At 76.5% G+C, this 13,798-nt stretch carries 12 protein-coding genes and 2 riboswitches; of the genes, 8 read left to right on the forward strand and 4 right to left on the reverse strand.

Translation table 11 applies throughout. From position 1 onward, the window contains the following. Nucleotides 1-157 precede the first annotated feature (157 nt). On the forward strand, nucleotides 158-1,456 hold the full coding sequence (locus tag RTG05_RS21990) for an endonuclease/exonuclease/phosphatase family protein (RefSeq protein WP_166526881.1): 1,299 nt from the start codon (nucleotides 158-160) through the stop codon (nucleotides 1,454-1,456). 14 nt (nucleotides 1,457-1,470) lie between these two features. Beyond that, nucleotides 1,471-2,328, forward strand: a complete 858-nt coding sequence (locus RTG05_RS21995) for a phosphatidylinositol-specific phospholipase C/glycerophosphodiester phosphodiesterase family protein (RefSeq protein WP_166526882.1) — start codon at nucleotides 1,471-1,473, stop codon at nucleotides 2,326-2,328. A gap of 59 nt (nucleotides 2,329-2,387) precedes the next feature. Here the strand turns inward: RTG05_RS21995 and RTG05_RS22000 are convergent, their stop codons facing one another. Further along, complete coding sequence (locus RTG05_RS22000) at nucleotides 2,388-3,230, reverse strand: alpha/beta fold hydrolase (RefSeq protein WP_166526883.1); 843 nt, start codon at nucleotides 3,228-3,230, stop codon at nucleotides 2,388-2,390. A gap of 143 nt (nucleotides 3,231-3,373) precedes the next feature. Here RTG05_RS22000 and RTG05_RS22005 point away from each other — a divergent pair, with 143 nt between their 5' ends. After that, complete coding sequence (locus tag RTG05_RS22005; protein ID WP_166526884.1) at nucleotides 3,374-5,092, forward strand: DEAD/DEAH box helicase; 1,719 nt, start codon at nucleotides 3,374-3,376, stop codon at nucleotides 5,090-5,092. 48 nt (nucleotides 5,093-5,140) lie between these two features. On the opposite strand, the gene RTG05_RS22010 is transcribed toward RTG05_RS22005, so the two are convergent. Continuing rightward, nucleotides 5,141-6,154, reverse strand: coding sequence for an alcohol dehydrogenase catalytic domain-containing protein (locus RTG05_RS22010; RefSeq protein WP_166526885.1), 1,014 nt, complete (start codon nucleotides 6,152-6,154; stop codon nucleotides 5,141-5,143). A 2-nt stretch (nucleotides 6,155-6,156) separates the two neighbouring features. Continuing rightward, nucleotides 6,157-6,251: riboswitch (TPP riboswitch) on the reverse strand. A 40-nt stretch (nucleotides 6,252-6,291) separates the two neighbouring features. Then, nucleotides 6,292-6,387, forward strand: a riboswitch (TPP riboswitch). Between RTG05_RS22010 and thiM the strand changes: the two genes are divergently transcribed. The 3 genes from thiM (at nucleotide 6,381) to thiD (ending at nucleotide 8,634) form a co-directional block, all read left to right on the forward strand. Further along, complete coding sequence (gene thiM / locus RTG05_RS22015; RefSeq protein WP_166526886.1) at nucleotides 6,381-7,169, forward strand: hydroxyethylthiazole kinase; 789 nt, start codon at nucleotides 6,381-6,383, stop codon at nucleotides 7,167-7,169. It overlaps the preceding riboswitch by 7 nt. After that, a complete protein-coding gene (thiE, locus tag RTG05_RS22020) occupies nucleotides 7,166-7,822 on the forward strand; it encodes a thiamine phosphate synthase (RefSeq protein ID WP_166526887.1) in 657 nt (218 codons plus the stop codon). The genes thiM and thiE overlap by 4 nt, the downstream gene beginning before the upstream one ends. After that, complete coding sequence (thiD, locus tag RTG05_RS22025) at nucleotides 7,819-8,634, forward strand: bifunctional hydroxymethylpyrimidine kinase/phosphomethylpyrimidine kinase (protein WP_166526888.1); 816 nt, start codon at nucleotides 7,819-7,821, stop codon at nucleotides 8,632-8,634. The genes thiE and thiD overlap by 4 nt, the downstream gene beginning before the upstream one ends. A gap of 75 nt (nucleotides 8,635-8,709) precedes the next feature. Here the strand turns inward: thiD and RTG05_RS22030 are convergent, their stop codons facing one another. Next, the gene (locus RTG05_RS22030; RefSeq protein ID WP_315912145.1) at nucleotides 8,710-10,233 is read right to left on the reverse strand and encodes a flotillin family protein; all 1,524 of its coding nucleotides are present in this window, start codon (nucleotides 10,231-10,233) and stop codon (nucleotides 8,710-8,712) included. After that, a complete protein-coding gene (locus RTG05_RS22035; protein WP_208104715.1) occupies nucleotides 10,224-10,760 on the reverse strand; it encodes an NfeD family protein in 537 nt (178 codons plus the stop codon). Before RTG05_RS22035 ends, RTG05_RS22030 begins: the two co-directional genes overlap by 10 nt. Nucleotides 10,761-10,903: 143 nt before the next feature. Here RTG05_RS22035 and RTG05_RS22040 point away from each other — a divergent pair, with 143 nt between their 5' ends. Together RTG05_RS22040 and RTG05_RS22045 are read left to right on the forward strand one after the other, a co-directional pair. Further along, nucleotides 10,904-12,247 (forward strand): DNA polymerase IV, encoded by a 1,344-nt coding sequence (locus RTG05_RS22040; protein ID WP_166526889.1) that lies wholly within the window; start codon nucleotides 10,904-10,906, stop codon nucleotides 12,245-12,247. A 193-nt stretch (nucleotides 12,248-12,440) separates the two neighbouring features. Then, the gene (locus tag RTG05_RS22045) at nucleotides 12,441-13,646 is read left to right on the forward strand and encodes an HNH endonuclease signature motif containing protein (protein ID WP_166526890.1); all 1,206 of its coding nucleotides are present in this window, start codon (nucleotides 12,441-12,443) and stop codon (nucleotides 13,644-13,646) included. The last annotated feature ends 152 nt before the right edge of the window (nucleotides 13,647-13,798 follow it).

The raw sequence follows: 13,798 nt of genomic DNA on the forward strand, positions 1-13,798 counted from the left end.
CGCCGGAGCGCCCCGACCGGGGGACCGGGCGGGCTCCGGCCACCGGGGCTTCGCGTCCTCGTCGCCTCCCGGGACGCCGCGCAGCACCCGGGGTTCACGGCCGGCGCGCAGGGTCGCCCGCGACCGCCCGCCGTCCCACCGCTCCCCCGGAGGCCCCGTGAGCCCGTCCCGACCCGCCCCCGCCGCCGGCCTGCTGCTCGCCGGCGCGCTGGCACTGCCCCTGCTGACCGCCGCCCCGGCGGCCGCCCACGACCGCGGCGGCTCCGCCGACCCGGTGCGCTTCGCGTCGTTCAACGTGTCGATGTTCCGCGCCACCGAGGGCGAGCTGGCCGCCGACCTGGCCGACGCCGACGACGAGGCCCAGGACGCCGAGGTGCGCAACGTGGCCGAGATCATCCAGCGGCAGCGCCCCGACGTGCTGCTGGTCAACGAGTTCGACTTCGACGCCGAGGGCGTGGCCCTGGAGCGGTTCCAGGAGGACTTCCTCGGCGTGGGCCAGGGGGACGCCGACCCGATCGAGTACCCCTACGCGATGGCCTTCCCGTCCAACACCGGCGTGGCCACCGGCTTCGACCTCAACGGCGACGGCCAGGTCGGCGAGTCGGGTCGGGCCTACGGCGACGACTCGTTCGGCTACGGCGAGTTCCCCGGCCAGTACGCCTTCGCGGTGCTGTCGAAGCACCCGATCGACACCGACGCCGTCCGCACCTTCCAGACCTTCCGCTGGGCCGACATGCCCGGTGCCCGGCTGCCCGACGACCCGGCCACCCCGGAGCCCGCCGACTGGTACTCCGAGGAGGAGCTGGCGGTCTTCCGGCTGTCCAGCAAGAACCACGTCGACGTCCCGGTCCGGATCGGGGGGCGCACCGTGCACGTGCTGGCCAGCCACCCCACCCCGCCGGGCTTCGACGGGCCGGAGGACCGCAACGGCACCCGCAACGCCGACGAGATCCGCTTCTGGGCCGACTACGTCACCCCGGGCGCGGCGGACTACGTCTACGACGACGCCGGGGAGACCGGCGGGCTGGCGGCGGGTGCGCGCTTCGTCGTCATGGGCGACCTCAACGCCGACCCGGCCGAGGACGGCAACGGCCTGCCGGGCGCGGCCGACCAGATCGTCGAGCACCCGCGCGTCCACGACCCGCTGCCGGCCAGCGAGGGCGCCGTCGAGGCGACCGCGCTGCAGGGCGGGGCCAACCTCGCGCACGAGGGCGACCCGGCGTACGACACCGCCGACTTCTCCGACGGCGAGACCGGCCCGGGCAACCTGCGGGTGGACTACGCGCTGCCCTCGCGCGGCCTGCGGGTGGCCGGCGCCGGGGTGTTCTGGCCGCCGCTGGCCGACCCGCTGTCCCGGCTGACCGGCGTCTACGACCCGCAGTACACCAACGGGTTCCCCAGCTCCGACCACCGCATGGTGTGGGTCGACGTCGCCGTCCCCGGCGGCCGGCGGTGAGCCTCCCCGGCAGGGTGCTGACCCTGCTCCTCGGTGTCGTCGCGGCCACCCTGGCGCCGGCCGTGGGACCGGCGGCCGCCGCCCCGCCCACCACCTCCGACGTCCAGCCGCTCGAGCGGGCGCACGCGCACAACGACTACGAGCACGACCGCCCGCTGCTCGACGCGCTGGAGCACGGCTTCACCAGCGTGGAGGCCGACGTGTGGCTGGTGGACGGCGAGCTGCGGGTCGCCCACGACCTCGTCGACGCTTCTCCGGGCGTGACGCTGGAGTCGCTGTACCTGCAGCCGCTGGCCGAGCGGGTCGCGGCCAACCGCGGTTCGGTGTACCCGGGCTGGGACGGCTCCCTACAGCTGCTCGTCGACGTCAAGAGCGAGGCGGCGGCCACCTACGCGGCCATCGACGCCCAGCTGCGGGAGTACGCGGTGCTGATGACCCGCTGGACCGACGGGCGGGAGAAGGAGCGGGCGGTCACCGCGGTCATCAGCGGCAACCGCGACCTGCCGGCCATGGCCGCGCAGCGCACCCGCTTCGCCGGCTACGACGGCCGGCTGGCCGACCTCGGGTCCGGGCTGCCGGCCACGCTGGTGCCGCTGGTCAGCGACAACTGGACCCGGCACTTCACCTGGCTGGGCATCGGCCCGATGCCGGAGGCCGAGCGGGCGCGGCTGCGGGAGATCGTGGCCGAGGCGCACGCCGAGGGGTACCGGGTGCGCTTCTGGGCCACGCCGGACCTGCCCGGACCGCAGCGCGACGCGCTGTGGGGCGAGCTGGTGGCCGCCGACGTCGACCACCTCAACACCGACGACCTGCCCGGGCTGCAGGCGTTCCTGCTCGAGGAGGACCCGCAGGAGCAGCGGGCCGCGGCCTGACCGGGTCCTGAGCGACCGGCGCCGGGCCGGGACGGCGACGTCCCGGCCCGGCGCACGGCTCAGGACTCGACGCGGTCGAGGAAGGCCCGCACCGACTGCAGGAAGACCTCGGGCTGCTCGGAGTGCACCCAGTGGCCGGCGCCCTTCACCCGCACCAGCCGGGTGTTCGGGAACAGCTCCTCCATGCGCGCGCGGTCCTGCGGGAGCACGTAGTGGGAGGTGGCGCCGGCGAGCCACAGCACCGGCCCGTCGTAGCGGGCGCCCGGCGGCGGCTCGGGGAAGCCGCGCAGCTCACCGAGGTCGCGCTCGAGCACCGCCAGGTTCAGCCGCCAGCGCCAGCCGCCGTCGGGGCCCACCCCGTCGCGCACCAGGGACTGCAGCAGGAACGAGCGCACCATCGTGCTGGGGACGGCGTCCCGCAGCGCGGCGTCGGCGTCCTCGCGGGTCTCCAGCCGGTCGAGGTCCACGGCGCGCATCGCGGCGATGAAGGCGGCGAACGGCGAGGCCTCCTCGTCGGGGTCGCCGGTGCGACCGCCGGAGACCGGGTACTCCACCGGGGCGACGTCGACGACGACCAGCGCGCGCAGCAGCTCCGGGTGCCGCAGCGCCAGCTGCATGGCCACCTTGCCGCCCATCGAGTGCCCGACGAGGGTGACCGGCTCCCCGGACGAACGCAGCTCCACGGCCAGCAGCTCGGCCATGTCGACGTAGTCGACCCGGTCGGTCCACGGCGAGTGCCCGTGGTTGGGCAGGTCCAGCAGGGTGACCCGGTGGTCGCCCGCCAGGCCCTTGGCGATCGTCGTCCAGTTCCGGCCCTGGCCGAACAGGCCGTGCACGAACGCCACCCGCGGCCCGGCGTCCCCCAGCGTCCGGGCGTGCAGCCGTTCCTCCGCGTCGGTCACCGGGTCATCGCACCACAGCCGGACACGACGCCACGCGGCTCACGGTCCGGCGGGGCGCCACCGGACCGGCGCCGGGCCGACGCACCATCCCTGCGGCGGCCCGGCTCCCCGGGCCACCGCCGGAGGAGAGGAGCACCGCGACCGTGCCCGGACGGCGACGCCGGACCACCAGCCGCTCCACGGGCACCACCACGACCTCGCGCCGGAAGGCGCCCGCCCGCCGCACCGCGCAGCCCGCCGCCGAGCGGCCGGTCGCCCGGCCGGGGGAGCGGGTGTGGGTGCTCGCCGTGCCCTTCCGCGCCCCGGCGCCGGGCGCGCAGTGGCACGCGGAGCTGCAGGCGCACGTGTGGGTCGGCCGCGAGCTGCCCCCGGCGCTGGCCGCCTACGACCCGCCGCCGTACACCCTCGAGCGGTTCCTCGAGGACGAGCTCAACGACACCCCCCGCCCGGTGCCGCCCGGCCGGCCGCTGGTCCCGCGCGAGGAGCAGTGCACCGGCGCGGAGGCCGTGGTCGCCTCCGCCGCCGCCGGGCACCGGGTCTTCCTGCTCGGCGACGACCCCGGCGTGGGCAAGACCGGCACCGCCGTCCTGGCCGCCCGTGAGGTCTGCGAGGCCCGCGGCGGCGACCGGGTGCTGGTCGTCGCCGACCGCCCGGCCGCGATCACCGTCCCGCACTGGACCCGCTCGATCGCCGGCTTCGGCGACGGCGGCCTGCGCTGGTGCGTCACCACCTGGGACCGGCTGGCCAAGGTCGCCGGCCTGCGGTTCGACGTCGTCATCGCCGACGAGGCGCACATGGTCCGGCACACGACCACCCAGCGGTGGAAGCACTGGCGGGCCGTCTCCGGCGCCGGCCGGGTGAGGGACGTGCCGTTCGTCGTCGCCGCGACCGCCACCCCGGCGCACACGCCGCTGGAGCTGCCCTACCTCGCGCCGCAGTTCGCCCAGCGGCACGGCGACCCGCTGCGCGCCTGGGCGGACCTGCCCGCGAGGCTCGCCGAGCACGGGTTCCACGTGGAACGTGGGCGGTACGGGTGGGCGTGGACCGAGGACGCCGACGCCCGCCGCGCGGACCTGGCCCGGCTGCAGGGCTGGCTGGCCGGCGGGGACCCGCCCGCCACGCTGCACCGCCCGGCGCCGTGGGGTCCGGTGTCGGTCACCGGAACGCCGGTCGCACTCACCCCGGCCGAGCGGACCGCCTACGAGTCGGAGTGGCAGGAGTTCCGGGCGGAGATGCAGCTGGCCCGCCGCGCCCGGCAGACCGCGCGCGGGCGGGCGGCGCTGCTGCGGTTCCGGCAGAAGGCCGGGCTGATCCGCGCGCAGGCCACCGTCGACTGGGTGCGGGCCCAGGTGGAGGCCGAGCGCCAGGTCGCGGTGTCGGTGGAGTTCGTGGAGACGGCCGCCGATCCCATCCGCGAGGCGCTGCAGGACTCCGGCGTCGCGGTGGCGTCGATCTACGGGCGCGACCGCTTCGACGTCGAGGCCGAGCGGTTGCGCTTCCAGACCGGGGTGGCGCCGGTGTGCGTGTTCACCGTGACGGCGTCGATCAGCCTGCACGCTGGCGAGCTGCTGCCCGGCGGGGCGACGGCGTCCACCACCCCGCGGGTCGGACTGTTCCACCAGCCGCGGTTCTCCGGCATCCAGGCCCGCCAGGTCACCGGCCGCACCCACCGCGACGGCCAGGTCTCCCCGTGGCGGGTGGCCTTCGCCGCGGACACCGTGGAGGAGCAGGTGGCCCGGGTGATGGTGGAGCGGCTGGCGGTCAGCGGCTCGACCGCGGGCGCGGACACCTCCGCGCTGCGGGAGGTCGCCGAGCTGCTGGACGCCGACTGGCTGCCACCGGCCACCCTCACCGACGGCTGACCCGCGCGGGCCGCCACCGGGACGAGCGGACGGCGGAGCGACGGGTGGTCAGGGCACGAGCACCGCGCGGCCCACGACGCGGCCGGCGCGCAGGTCCTCGAGCACCCGCGGGGCGTCGGCCAGCGGGTGCGTGCTCACGCTGGTGACCAGCCGGCCGCGGGCGGCCAGCTCCAGGGCCTCGACCAGCTCGGCGCGCCGGTTGCCGACGGAGGTGACGATCCGCTGCTCGGGCACCACCATCGCCAGCGGGTCGACCTCCACCCGCTCGGCGGAGTAGCCGACGTAGACCAGCGTGCCGCGCTTGCCCAGGGCGGCCAGCGCGGCGGCGCCGGTCTCCCGGGTGCCGACCAGCTCGAACACGACGTCCGCCCCACGGCCACCGGTGGCCTCCCGGACGGCGCCGGCGACGTCCCCGGCCGACGCGTCCACGGTCACCGCGGCGCCCAGCTCGCGGGCCAGCTCCAGCCGCCGTGCCGACCGGGCCACCGCGACCACCCGCGCGCCGGCCTCCCGCAGCACCTGCACCAACGCCAGCCCGACCCCGCCGACGCCGTACACGACGGCGTCCGACCCGGGCCGCACGCCGGCGACCGACACCGCGTGCAACGCCGTCGTCCCGCTGCAGCACAGCGTGGCCGCGGTGGGCAGGTCCACCCCCGCCGGCACGGGCACCACCGACGAGGCCGGGACGGCGACCTGCTCGGCGAACCCCCCGTCGGTGGCGAACGCGAGGAAGCCCAGCGGCGCGTCGCACAGGTGGTCGTCGCCGGCCCGGCACCAGCGGCACCGGTGGCAGGCGTGCAGGTAGTGGACGGCGACCCGGTCACCCACCGCGACGCCGTCGACCCCCTCGCCGAGCGCGGCCACCACCCCGGCGACCTCGTGGCCCAGGGTGATCGGGGTGCGGGCCGGGGTGAGCAGGCCGTCGAGGAAGTGCAGCTCGGTGCCGCACACCCCGGCCGCGGCGACGTCGAGCAGCACCTCGCCCGGACCGGGGCGAGGGGACTCGACGTCCTCGACGGTCAGGGGGTGTCCCACCCCGGAGAAACGGACAGCACGCACGCAACGGCCTCCCTACGCCGGCACGACCCGGACAGGTTCGGACGGTCGGCGGCCCCAGCCGCCCTCTCAGCCCGCTCGGCGCGGGCTCCCGTGGTCAGGGCCGGGACGCTACCGGGCCGACCGGCCGGTGTTACGTTCGGCTCGGCACGGGGTGTCCCCTCCCGGGGACTGAGAGCACACCCGTCGAACCTGCTCCAGTTCGCACTGGCGAAGGGATGTCACCGGCATGCCGGTCCTCGACCTGCGGGCCGCCTCCGCGGCGCTGCGCACCCGCACCCCCCTGGTGCACTGCCTGACCAACACCGTCGTGCAGACCGTCACCGCCAACGCCCTGCTGGCCGTCGGCGCCGCGCCGGCGATGGTGGACGCCCCGGAGGAGGCCGGCGACTTCGCCGCGGTCGCCTCCGCGGTGCTGGTCAACGTGGGCACCGTCTCCGCCCGCACCGCCGAGGCCATGCGGCTGGCCGCCCGCGCGGCCGGGACGGCCGGCACGCCGTGGGTGCTCGACCCGGTCGCGGTCGGCGGGCTGGCGTTCCGCACCGGACTGGCCGCCGAGCTGGTGGGGCTGCGGCCGACCGTCGTCCGCGGCAACGCCTCGGAGGTCATGGCGCTGGCCGGCGCGGGCGCCGGCGGCCGCGGCGTGGACAGCACCGACAGCGCCGAGGACGCCGCGAAGGCCGCCGCCGAGCTCGCCGCCCGCACCGGCGGGGTGGTCGCGGTCAGCGGCGCGGTCGACCTGGTCACGGACGGGCGGCGCACGGTCCGCGTCGGCGGCGGCTCGGCGCTGCTCACCCGCACCACCGGTGCCGGCTGCGCGCTGGGCGCCCTGGTCGCCGCCTACGTGGCCGCCACCGGCGACCCGCTCACCGGGGCGGTCGCCGCGCACGCGCACGTCGCCGTCGCCGCCGAGCGCGCCGCGGCGGTGGCCGGCGGCCCCGGCACCTTCACCCCCGCCTGGCTCGACGCGCTGGACGCCGTGGACGGCGACGCGCTGGCCGCGGCCGACGTCCGATGAGCAGGGCGTTCGACCCGACCCTCTACCTGGTCACCGACACCGCGCTGTGCCGCCCCCGCCCGGTGGCCGACGTCGTCCGCGCGGCCGTGGCCGGTGGCGTCACCACCGTCCAGGTCCGGGACAAGACCGCCGCCCGCCGCGAGCTGCTGGCGCTCACCCGGGCGGTGCAGGACGCGCTGGCCGGCCGGCCCGACGTCGCGCTGTGGGTCAACGACGCGGTCGACGTCGCGCTGCTCGCCGGGGCCGACGGCGTGCACCTCGGCCAGGACGACCTGCCCCCCGCCGAGGTGCGGGCCCTGCTCGGTCCCGACCGGCTGCTCGGGTTCAGCGTCTCCTCCGTCGCCGAGCTCGACGTCGCCCGCGCCCTGCCGCCCGGCACCGTCGACCTGGTGGGCATCGGCCCGGTGTGGTCGACGCCGACCAAGCCCGACGCCGGCACCGCGCTCGGCCCGGACGGCGTCCGCGCGCTGGCCGACGAGGCCCGGGCCGCGGGGTTCACCACCGTCGCGATCGGCGGCATCGACGCCGACCGGGCCGGCGAGGTGGCCGCCACCGGGGTGGACGGCGTGTGCGTCGTCTCGGCGATCTGCACGGCGGAGGACCCGCAGCGGGCGGCCCGCCGGCTGGACGAGTCGATCGGGGCGGCCCGGTGAGCGGGGTCGCGGTGGCGCTGACCGTGGCGGGGAGCGACCCCAGCGGCGGCGCCGGCATCCAGGCCGACCTGAAGACCTTCAGCGCGCTGGGCGTCTACGGCACCGCGGTGCTCACCGCGCTCACGGCGCAGAACACCCGCGGCGTCACCGGCGTGCACGCCGTCCCCGCCGCCTTCGTCGCCGAGCAGCTGGCCACGCTGTTCGCCGACGTCGGGGTGCACGCCACCAAGCTCGGCATGCTCGGCACCGCCGACGTGGTCCACGCGGTCGCGGAGGCGCTGGCCGCCCGCCCGGGCGGGCCGGTGGTGTGCGACCCGGTGATGGTGGCGACCAGCGGCGACCGGCTCATCGACGACACCGCCGTCGACGCCGTCCGCGCCGAGCTGCTGCCCCATGCCGACCTGGTGACGCCGAACGTGCCCGAGGCCGCCGTCCTGCTCGGCGTCGACCCGGCGACCGACGTCGACCAGCTGCCCGGCCAGGCCACCGCGCTGCTGGCGCTCGGCCCGCGGGCGGTGCTGCTCAAAGGCGGCCACCTGGGCGGCGAGGACAGCGTCGACGTGCTGGCCACCGCCGACGGCGTGACGGTCACCCGGCGGCCCAGGGTGCACACCACCTCGACGCACGGCACCGGGTGCACGCTGTCCTCCGCGCTCGCCGCGCTGGCCGCCCGCCACCGCACCGACGACTGGACCCGGCTGGTCGACCCGGCGCGGGACTACCTGCAGCGGGCGCTGCAGGCGGGCGGCACCCTGGGCGTCGGCTCCGGGCACGGTCCCGTGCACCACTTCGCCGGCGTCTGGGAGCGGTGAGCCCACCGCCACCCACCGTGATCATCGGCGAGTGGTGGGCCTACACCGGCGTGTCGAGCCGCCGGATGCCGATGATCACGGGCGGGGCGGGGCGTCCCCGTCGGTCGTGATCGGCACGCGGGTGGCACCACCGCCGTCCGCGGCGAAGCGGCGCAGCAGGGCGGCGACGTCCACGCCGGTGAGGTCGCCGGACAGCTGCAGCCCCTGGGCGACGTTGGCCGCGACCGAGCGACCCAGCGCGCCGGCGCCGTCGGCGGAGATGACGGTCATCTTGTCCACGCCCGCCAGCGGGGCGGCCGCGGCCTGCACGACCTCCGGCAGCACCTTGACCAGCATCTCCAGGACCGCGGCCTCGCCGTACTTGGCGAAGGCCTCCGAGCGGGCGTCCAGCGCCTCGGCCTCGGCCTGACCACGGGCGAGGATCGCCGCGGCCTCGGCGGTGCCCTCGCGCTCGACGGCGTCCGCGACCGCCTGCCGGCGCAGCTTCTCGGCCTCGCCGCGCTTGGCGCCCTCGACCGCCTCGGCCTCGGCCAGCGCCGACCGCCGCGCCCGCTCGCCCTCACCGGACAGCCGGGCCTGCTCGGCGGCGGCCTGCGCACCGGCGATCGTCGCCTGCCGCTGCGCCTCGGCGGTCAGGATGGCGGCGTTCTTGCGCGCCTCGGCCTCCTGCTCGACCTTGTACCGCTGGGCGTCGGCGGGCCGGCGCACCTGGGTGTCCAGCTGCCGCTCGGTGAGCGACGCCGTCCGGACGGCGACCTTCTCCTGCTCGGCGAGGATGGCCTGGTCCTGCGCGGCCTGCGCCAGCGGGCCGGCCGCCGCCGCGCGGGCCGTGGCCGCGTCGGTCTCCGCGGTGATCTCGGCCTGCCGCAGCGCCAGCTGCCGCTTGGCCACCGCGATCGCCTCGTCGGCGAGCAGCTGCTCCTGCTCGGCGGCCTGCCGGGCGCGCGCTTCGGCGATCGACGCCTCCTTGAGCACCCGGGCGGCCTCCGGGCGGCCCAGGTCGGCCAGGTAGCTGCCCTCGGCCTGGATGTCCTGCAGCTGGAAGGTGTCCAGCACCAGCCCCTGCCCGGTGAGCGAGGACTCCGCCTCCTCGGCGACGGCGGAGGCGAAGGCGGCGCGGTCGCGGATGATCTCCTCGATGGTCAGCCGGCCCACGATCGACCGCAGCGCCCCGGCGAGCACCTCCGAGGTGAAGGTGTCGATGCCCTCCTGCTGGTTGAGGAAGCGCTGCGCGGCGGCGCGCACGGAGTCCTCGGTGCCGCCGACCTTTACGATGGCCACGCCCTCCAGGTCGCACTTGACGCCTTGCTTGGACACCGCGCCGCGGATGCCCACCGGGATGCGCCGGCTGGACAGGTCCAGGGTGTGCAGCTTCTGCACCACCGGCAGCACGAACACGCTGGCGCCCATGACGACCTTCTGCCCGGAGGCGTCCCGCGAGGTGATCCCCGCCGCGCTGGTGACCTCCCGGCCCTGCCGGCCGGTGACGATGAACGCCTGGTTGGGCCCGGCCACCTTGATCCGGGACAGCACGAACAGCACGAGCACGAGCACCAGGACGGCGAGGCCGCCCAGCGCGATGAGCAGGGTCAGGTCCACTGGATGGTGCCTCCGGGGTCGGGTGCGGTCGAGACGACGTGGACGGCGGTGTCGCTGAGCGCCTCGACGACGTACACGGGGGTGCCGGCGGGCAACGGGGTGTCGCTGCTCGCCGCGAACTTCAGCTGCTGGCCGGCGAGCACCAGCCGGACCTCGCCGTAGCCCGGCGCGGGGACGGCGGACACGACGACGCCCTGGGTGCCGACCAGGTCGGAGCGGGTGAGCGTGGGGGCCGTCGGCATGTCGCGCAGCCCGCGGGAGAGCCGGACCGTGGCCCACGCCAGCGGGACGGCGAGCACCAGCCCGGCCGCCAGCGCCAGCGCGGCGCGTCCGGCGTCCGGCAGCTCCTCGGGCAGCACGGAGGCGGCGGCCGCACCGCCGAAGCCCACCCCGCCGGCCAGCGCGGCCAGCGCCGGGACGGAGAACGGACCGTCGGCGTCACCGAGGTCACCGACCTCGCCGACGACCAGGGCCAGCAGCAGGACGCCGACGCCGAACGCCCCGAGGACGAGGAAGAGCACCTCCACGCTGCCCCTCTCCGGTCGGTGTCCGCCCGACACTGGCAGGCGGGGGCGCCGGTGATCAACGAGATCCGGCTCCGGGGCGTCCGCTCTCACCCGTGCGGAGGACGGGCGACCATGGAGTGCGACGACGGGCGGGGAGGTGGGGCGTGCGGCGGGAGGCGGGCATCCTGCACCTGGACCTCGACGCCTTCTTCGCCGCGGTGGAGCAGCGCGACAAGCCCTCGCTGCGCGGGCGGCCGGTGGTCGTCGGTGGCACCGGCGGCCGCGGGGTGGTGGCGACGGCGTCCTACGAGGCCCGCGCCTACGGGGCGCGCTCGGCGATGTCGACGGCCGAGGCCCGGCGGCGCTGCCCGTCGGGGACGGCGTTCCTCGGCGGCCGGTTCGCCGCGTACCGGCGCACCTCCGACGTGGTCATGGAGCTGCTGCGCGAGCTCTCGCCGCTGGTGGAGCCGGTGTCGATCGACGAGGCCTACGTCGACCTGGCCGCCGGCGGGGTCGCGGACCTGTCGGTGGACGGCGTGACCGCCCTGGCCCGCGGCCTCAAGGAGCGGATCGCGGCGGCCACCGGCGGGGTGACCGGCTCGGTGGGCATCGGGACGTCCAAGCTGATGGCGAAGATCGCCTCGGACCTCGACAAGCCCGACGGCCTGGTCGTCGTCCCCCCGGGCGGTGAGCTGGCGGTGTTGCACCCGCTGCCGGTGACCCGGCTGGGCGGCGTGGGGCCGGCCACCGCCGAGCGGCTGCGCCAGGTGGGCGTGGCCACCGTCGCGGACCTCGCCGCCAAGCCGCTGTCGGACCTGGTCGCGCTGGCCGGCCGGGCGCACGGGACGGGGTTGTACGCGCTGGCCCGCGCCGAGGACGACCGGCCGGTGGTCGCCGAGCGCGAGGCCAAGTCGGTCTCCCAGGAGGAGACCTTCGCCCGTGACCTCACCGACCGTGCCGTGCTGGGCCGGCACGTGGAGAGCATGGCCGCGCGGGTGGGCAGCCGGCTGCGCAGCGCCGCCTACTCCGGCCGGACGGTGACGCTGAAGCTGCGCCGCTACGACTTCACCACGCTCACCCGCTCCCAGACCCTGCCCCAGCCGACCGACGACCCGCGGGTGATCGCCGCCGTGGCGCACCGGCTGCTCGCCGAGGCCGGCACGCAGGGCGGGCTGCGGCTGCTCGGCGTCGGCGTCTCCGGGCTGTCGCTGTACGCCCAGGGGGACCTGTTCGCCGTGGACGACGACCCGCCGCCGGACGACGCGGTCGAGGGCGAACCGGCCGAGCAGGCGCCGGAGCCGGTGACCGCCGAGGCGCGGTGGTGGCCGGGCCAGGACGTGCGACACGACGACCTCGGCGCCGGGTGGGTGTGGGGGCGCGGGCTCGGGCGGGTCACGGTCCGCTTCGAGGGCCCGCTCACCCCGCCCGGACCGGTGCGCACGCTGTCCGCCGACGACCCCGCCCTGCACCCCGCCGACCCGCCGGACTGGCGGCCTCGGGCTCGGTAGGGCCGGCGTCCAGACCCGACACACCTACCGCGTGGTCGAGCTCGACGAGGACTTCCCCGAGTCGCCGACCAGCCGATCACAGAGGCCGAATCTTGACGGAAACAAGCCTCTGAGCTGGACTTTCACCTTGCGCAGGCGTCCCTCCCTCCGGTATCCTCGAACACGAGTTCGATGGATCGAGGAGGTGACGGCAGTGGGCGAACTGGCCTCCGCGCTCGACGCCCTGTCCGCCGTCGACCTCGACGAGTTCAGCGATGCCGAGCTGCTCGACCAGGCGCGCGACCTCATCACCGCCGCCCACCGCGTCCACGCGCAGCTGACCCGCGTGGTCCGCCGCAGCGACGTGCGGGGCGCGAGCGAGCACGACGGGGCGAAGAACGTCCGGGCCTGGCTGCGCGGCGTCCCCCGGATCTCCGGCGCGTGGGCCGGCGACCTGGTGGACCACGGGCGCGTCCTCGAGTCGCTGCCCGCCACCGCGCACGCCTTCGCCGAGGGATCGATCGGCCCCGACCAGGTCGAGGTCATCGCCGTCATCGCCGAGCCCGCCAACGTCGATCTGGCGCGGGCACAGGGCATCGACGTCGGCGCCATCGAGGGCGCCCTCGTGCAGCTGGCCTGCGTCGGCACCCACCGGCAGTTGCAGCAGGCAGTCGGCGAGTACCTGGCCAAGCTCGACCCCGACGGCACCGAACCCGACCCGACCTCCGAGCGCGCGGTCACCCTCGTCCAGCACCCCGACGGGACGTGGACCATCGGCGGGCACCTCGACGCCGTCGGCGGGCAGAAGGTCGCCACCGCGCTCGAGTCCGTCCAGGCCGCGTCCCGGTGCGCCGGCGACGAGCGCACCCGCGCCGAGCGCACCGGTGACGCACTCGTGCAGCTGGCCGACAACCAGCTCACCGGCGGACAGCTGCCGGTCCTGCGGGGCACCAAGCCCCAGGTCATCGTCACTGTGCCGCTGTCCGACCTCTCCGGCAGCCACACCGCACCGGGGGCGGCGCAGACCTCCACCGGCGCCACGATCTCCGCAGCCCGCGCCCGCTGGGTGGCCTGCGACGCCGGCATCACCCGGATCGTGCTCGACCCCGACGGCCTCCCCCTCGACGTCGGCCGCACCCAGCGCATCGTCCCGCCGCACATCCGCCGGGCGGCCGAACTCCGCGACGCCGGTTGCGTCTTCGCCGGCTGCGAGGCTCCCGTCTGGTTCTGCGACGTGCACCACCTGCTGCACTGGGCGCAGGGCGGCGCGACGAGCCTGGAGAACTCCGCACTGCTCTGCGAACGCCACCACACCAAGGTCCACCACGGGTACCGCGTCGAACGCATCGACGATCGATGGCGTACCTGGCGGCCTGACGGCACCGAGATCCTCATCGCCGCCACCCGCTTGCGCACCTGACCGCACCGCCTCCGCCCAGCCGCTGCCCATCCGGACGGCGGCCCGCCGGCATGCCCGGCACCTGATCCGCACGAGCCGCACCGGCGCATGTCCGCGGACAACGGGGGAGTGGCGGACGTTGCCGGTCAGCAGCCGGCCGTCGAGCTGGACGA

The organism is Geodermatophilus sp. DSM 44513 (assembly GCF_032460525.1).
In the GTDB taxonomy this organism is placed as follows: domain Bacteria; phylum Actinomycetota; class Actinomycetes; order Mycobacteriales; family Geodermatophilaceae; genus Geodermatophilus.

Coding starts and splice junctions, on each gene's coding strand:
- thiM (WP_166526886.1), top strand. CDS start 6,381: ATGCCGGTCCTCGACCTGCGGGCCGCCTCCGCGGCGCTGCGCACCCGC.
- thiE (WP_166526887.1), top strand. CDS start 7,166: ATGAGCAGGGCGTTCGACCCGACCCTCTACCTGGTCACCGACACCGCG.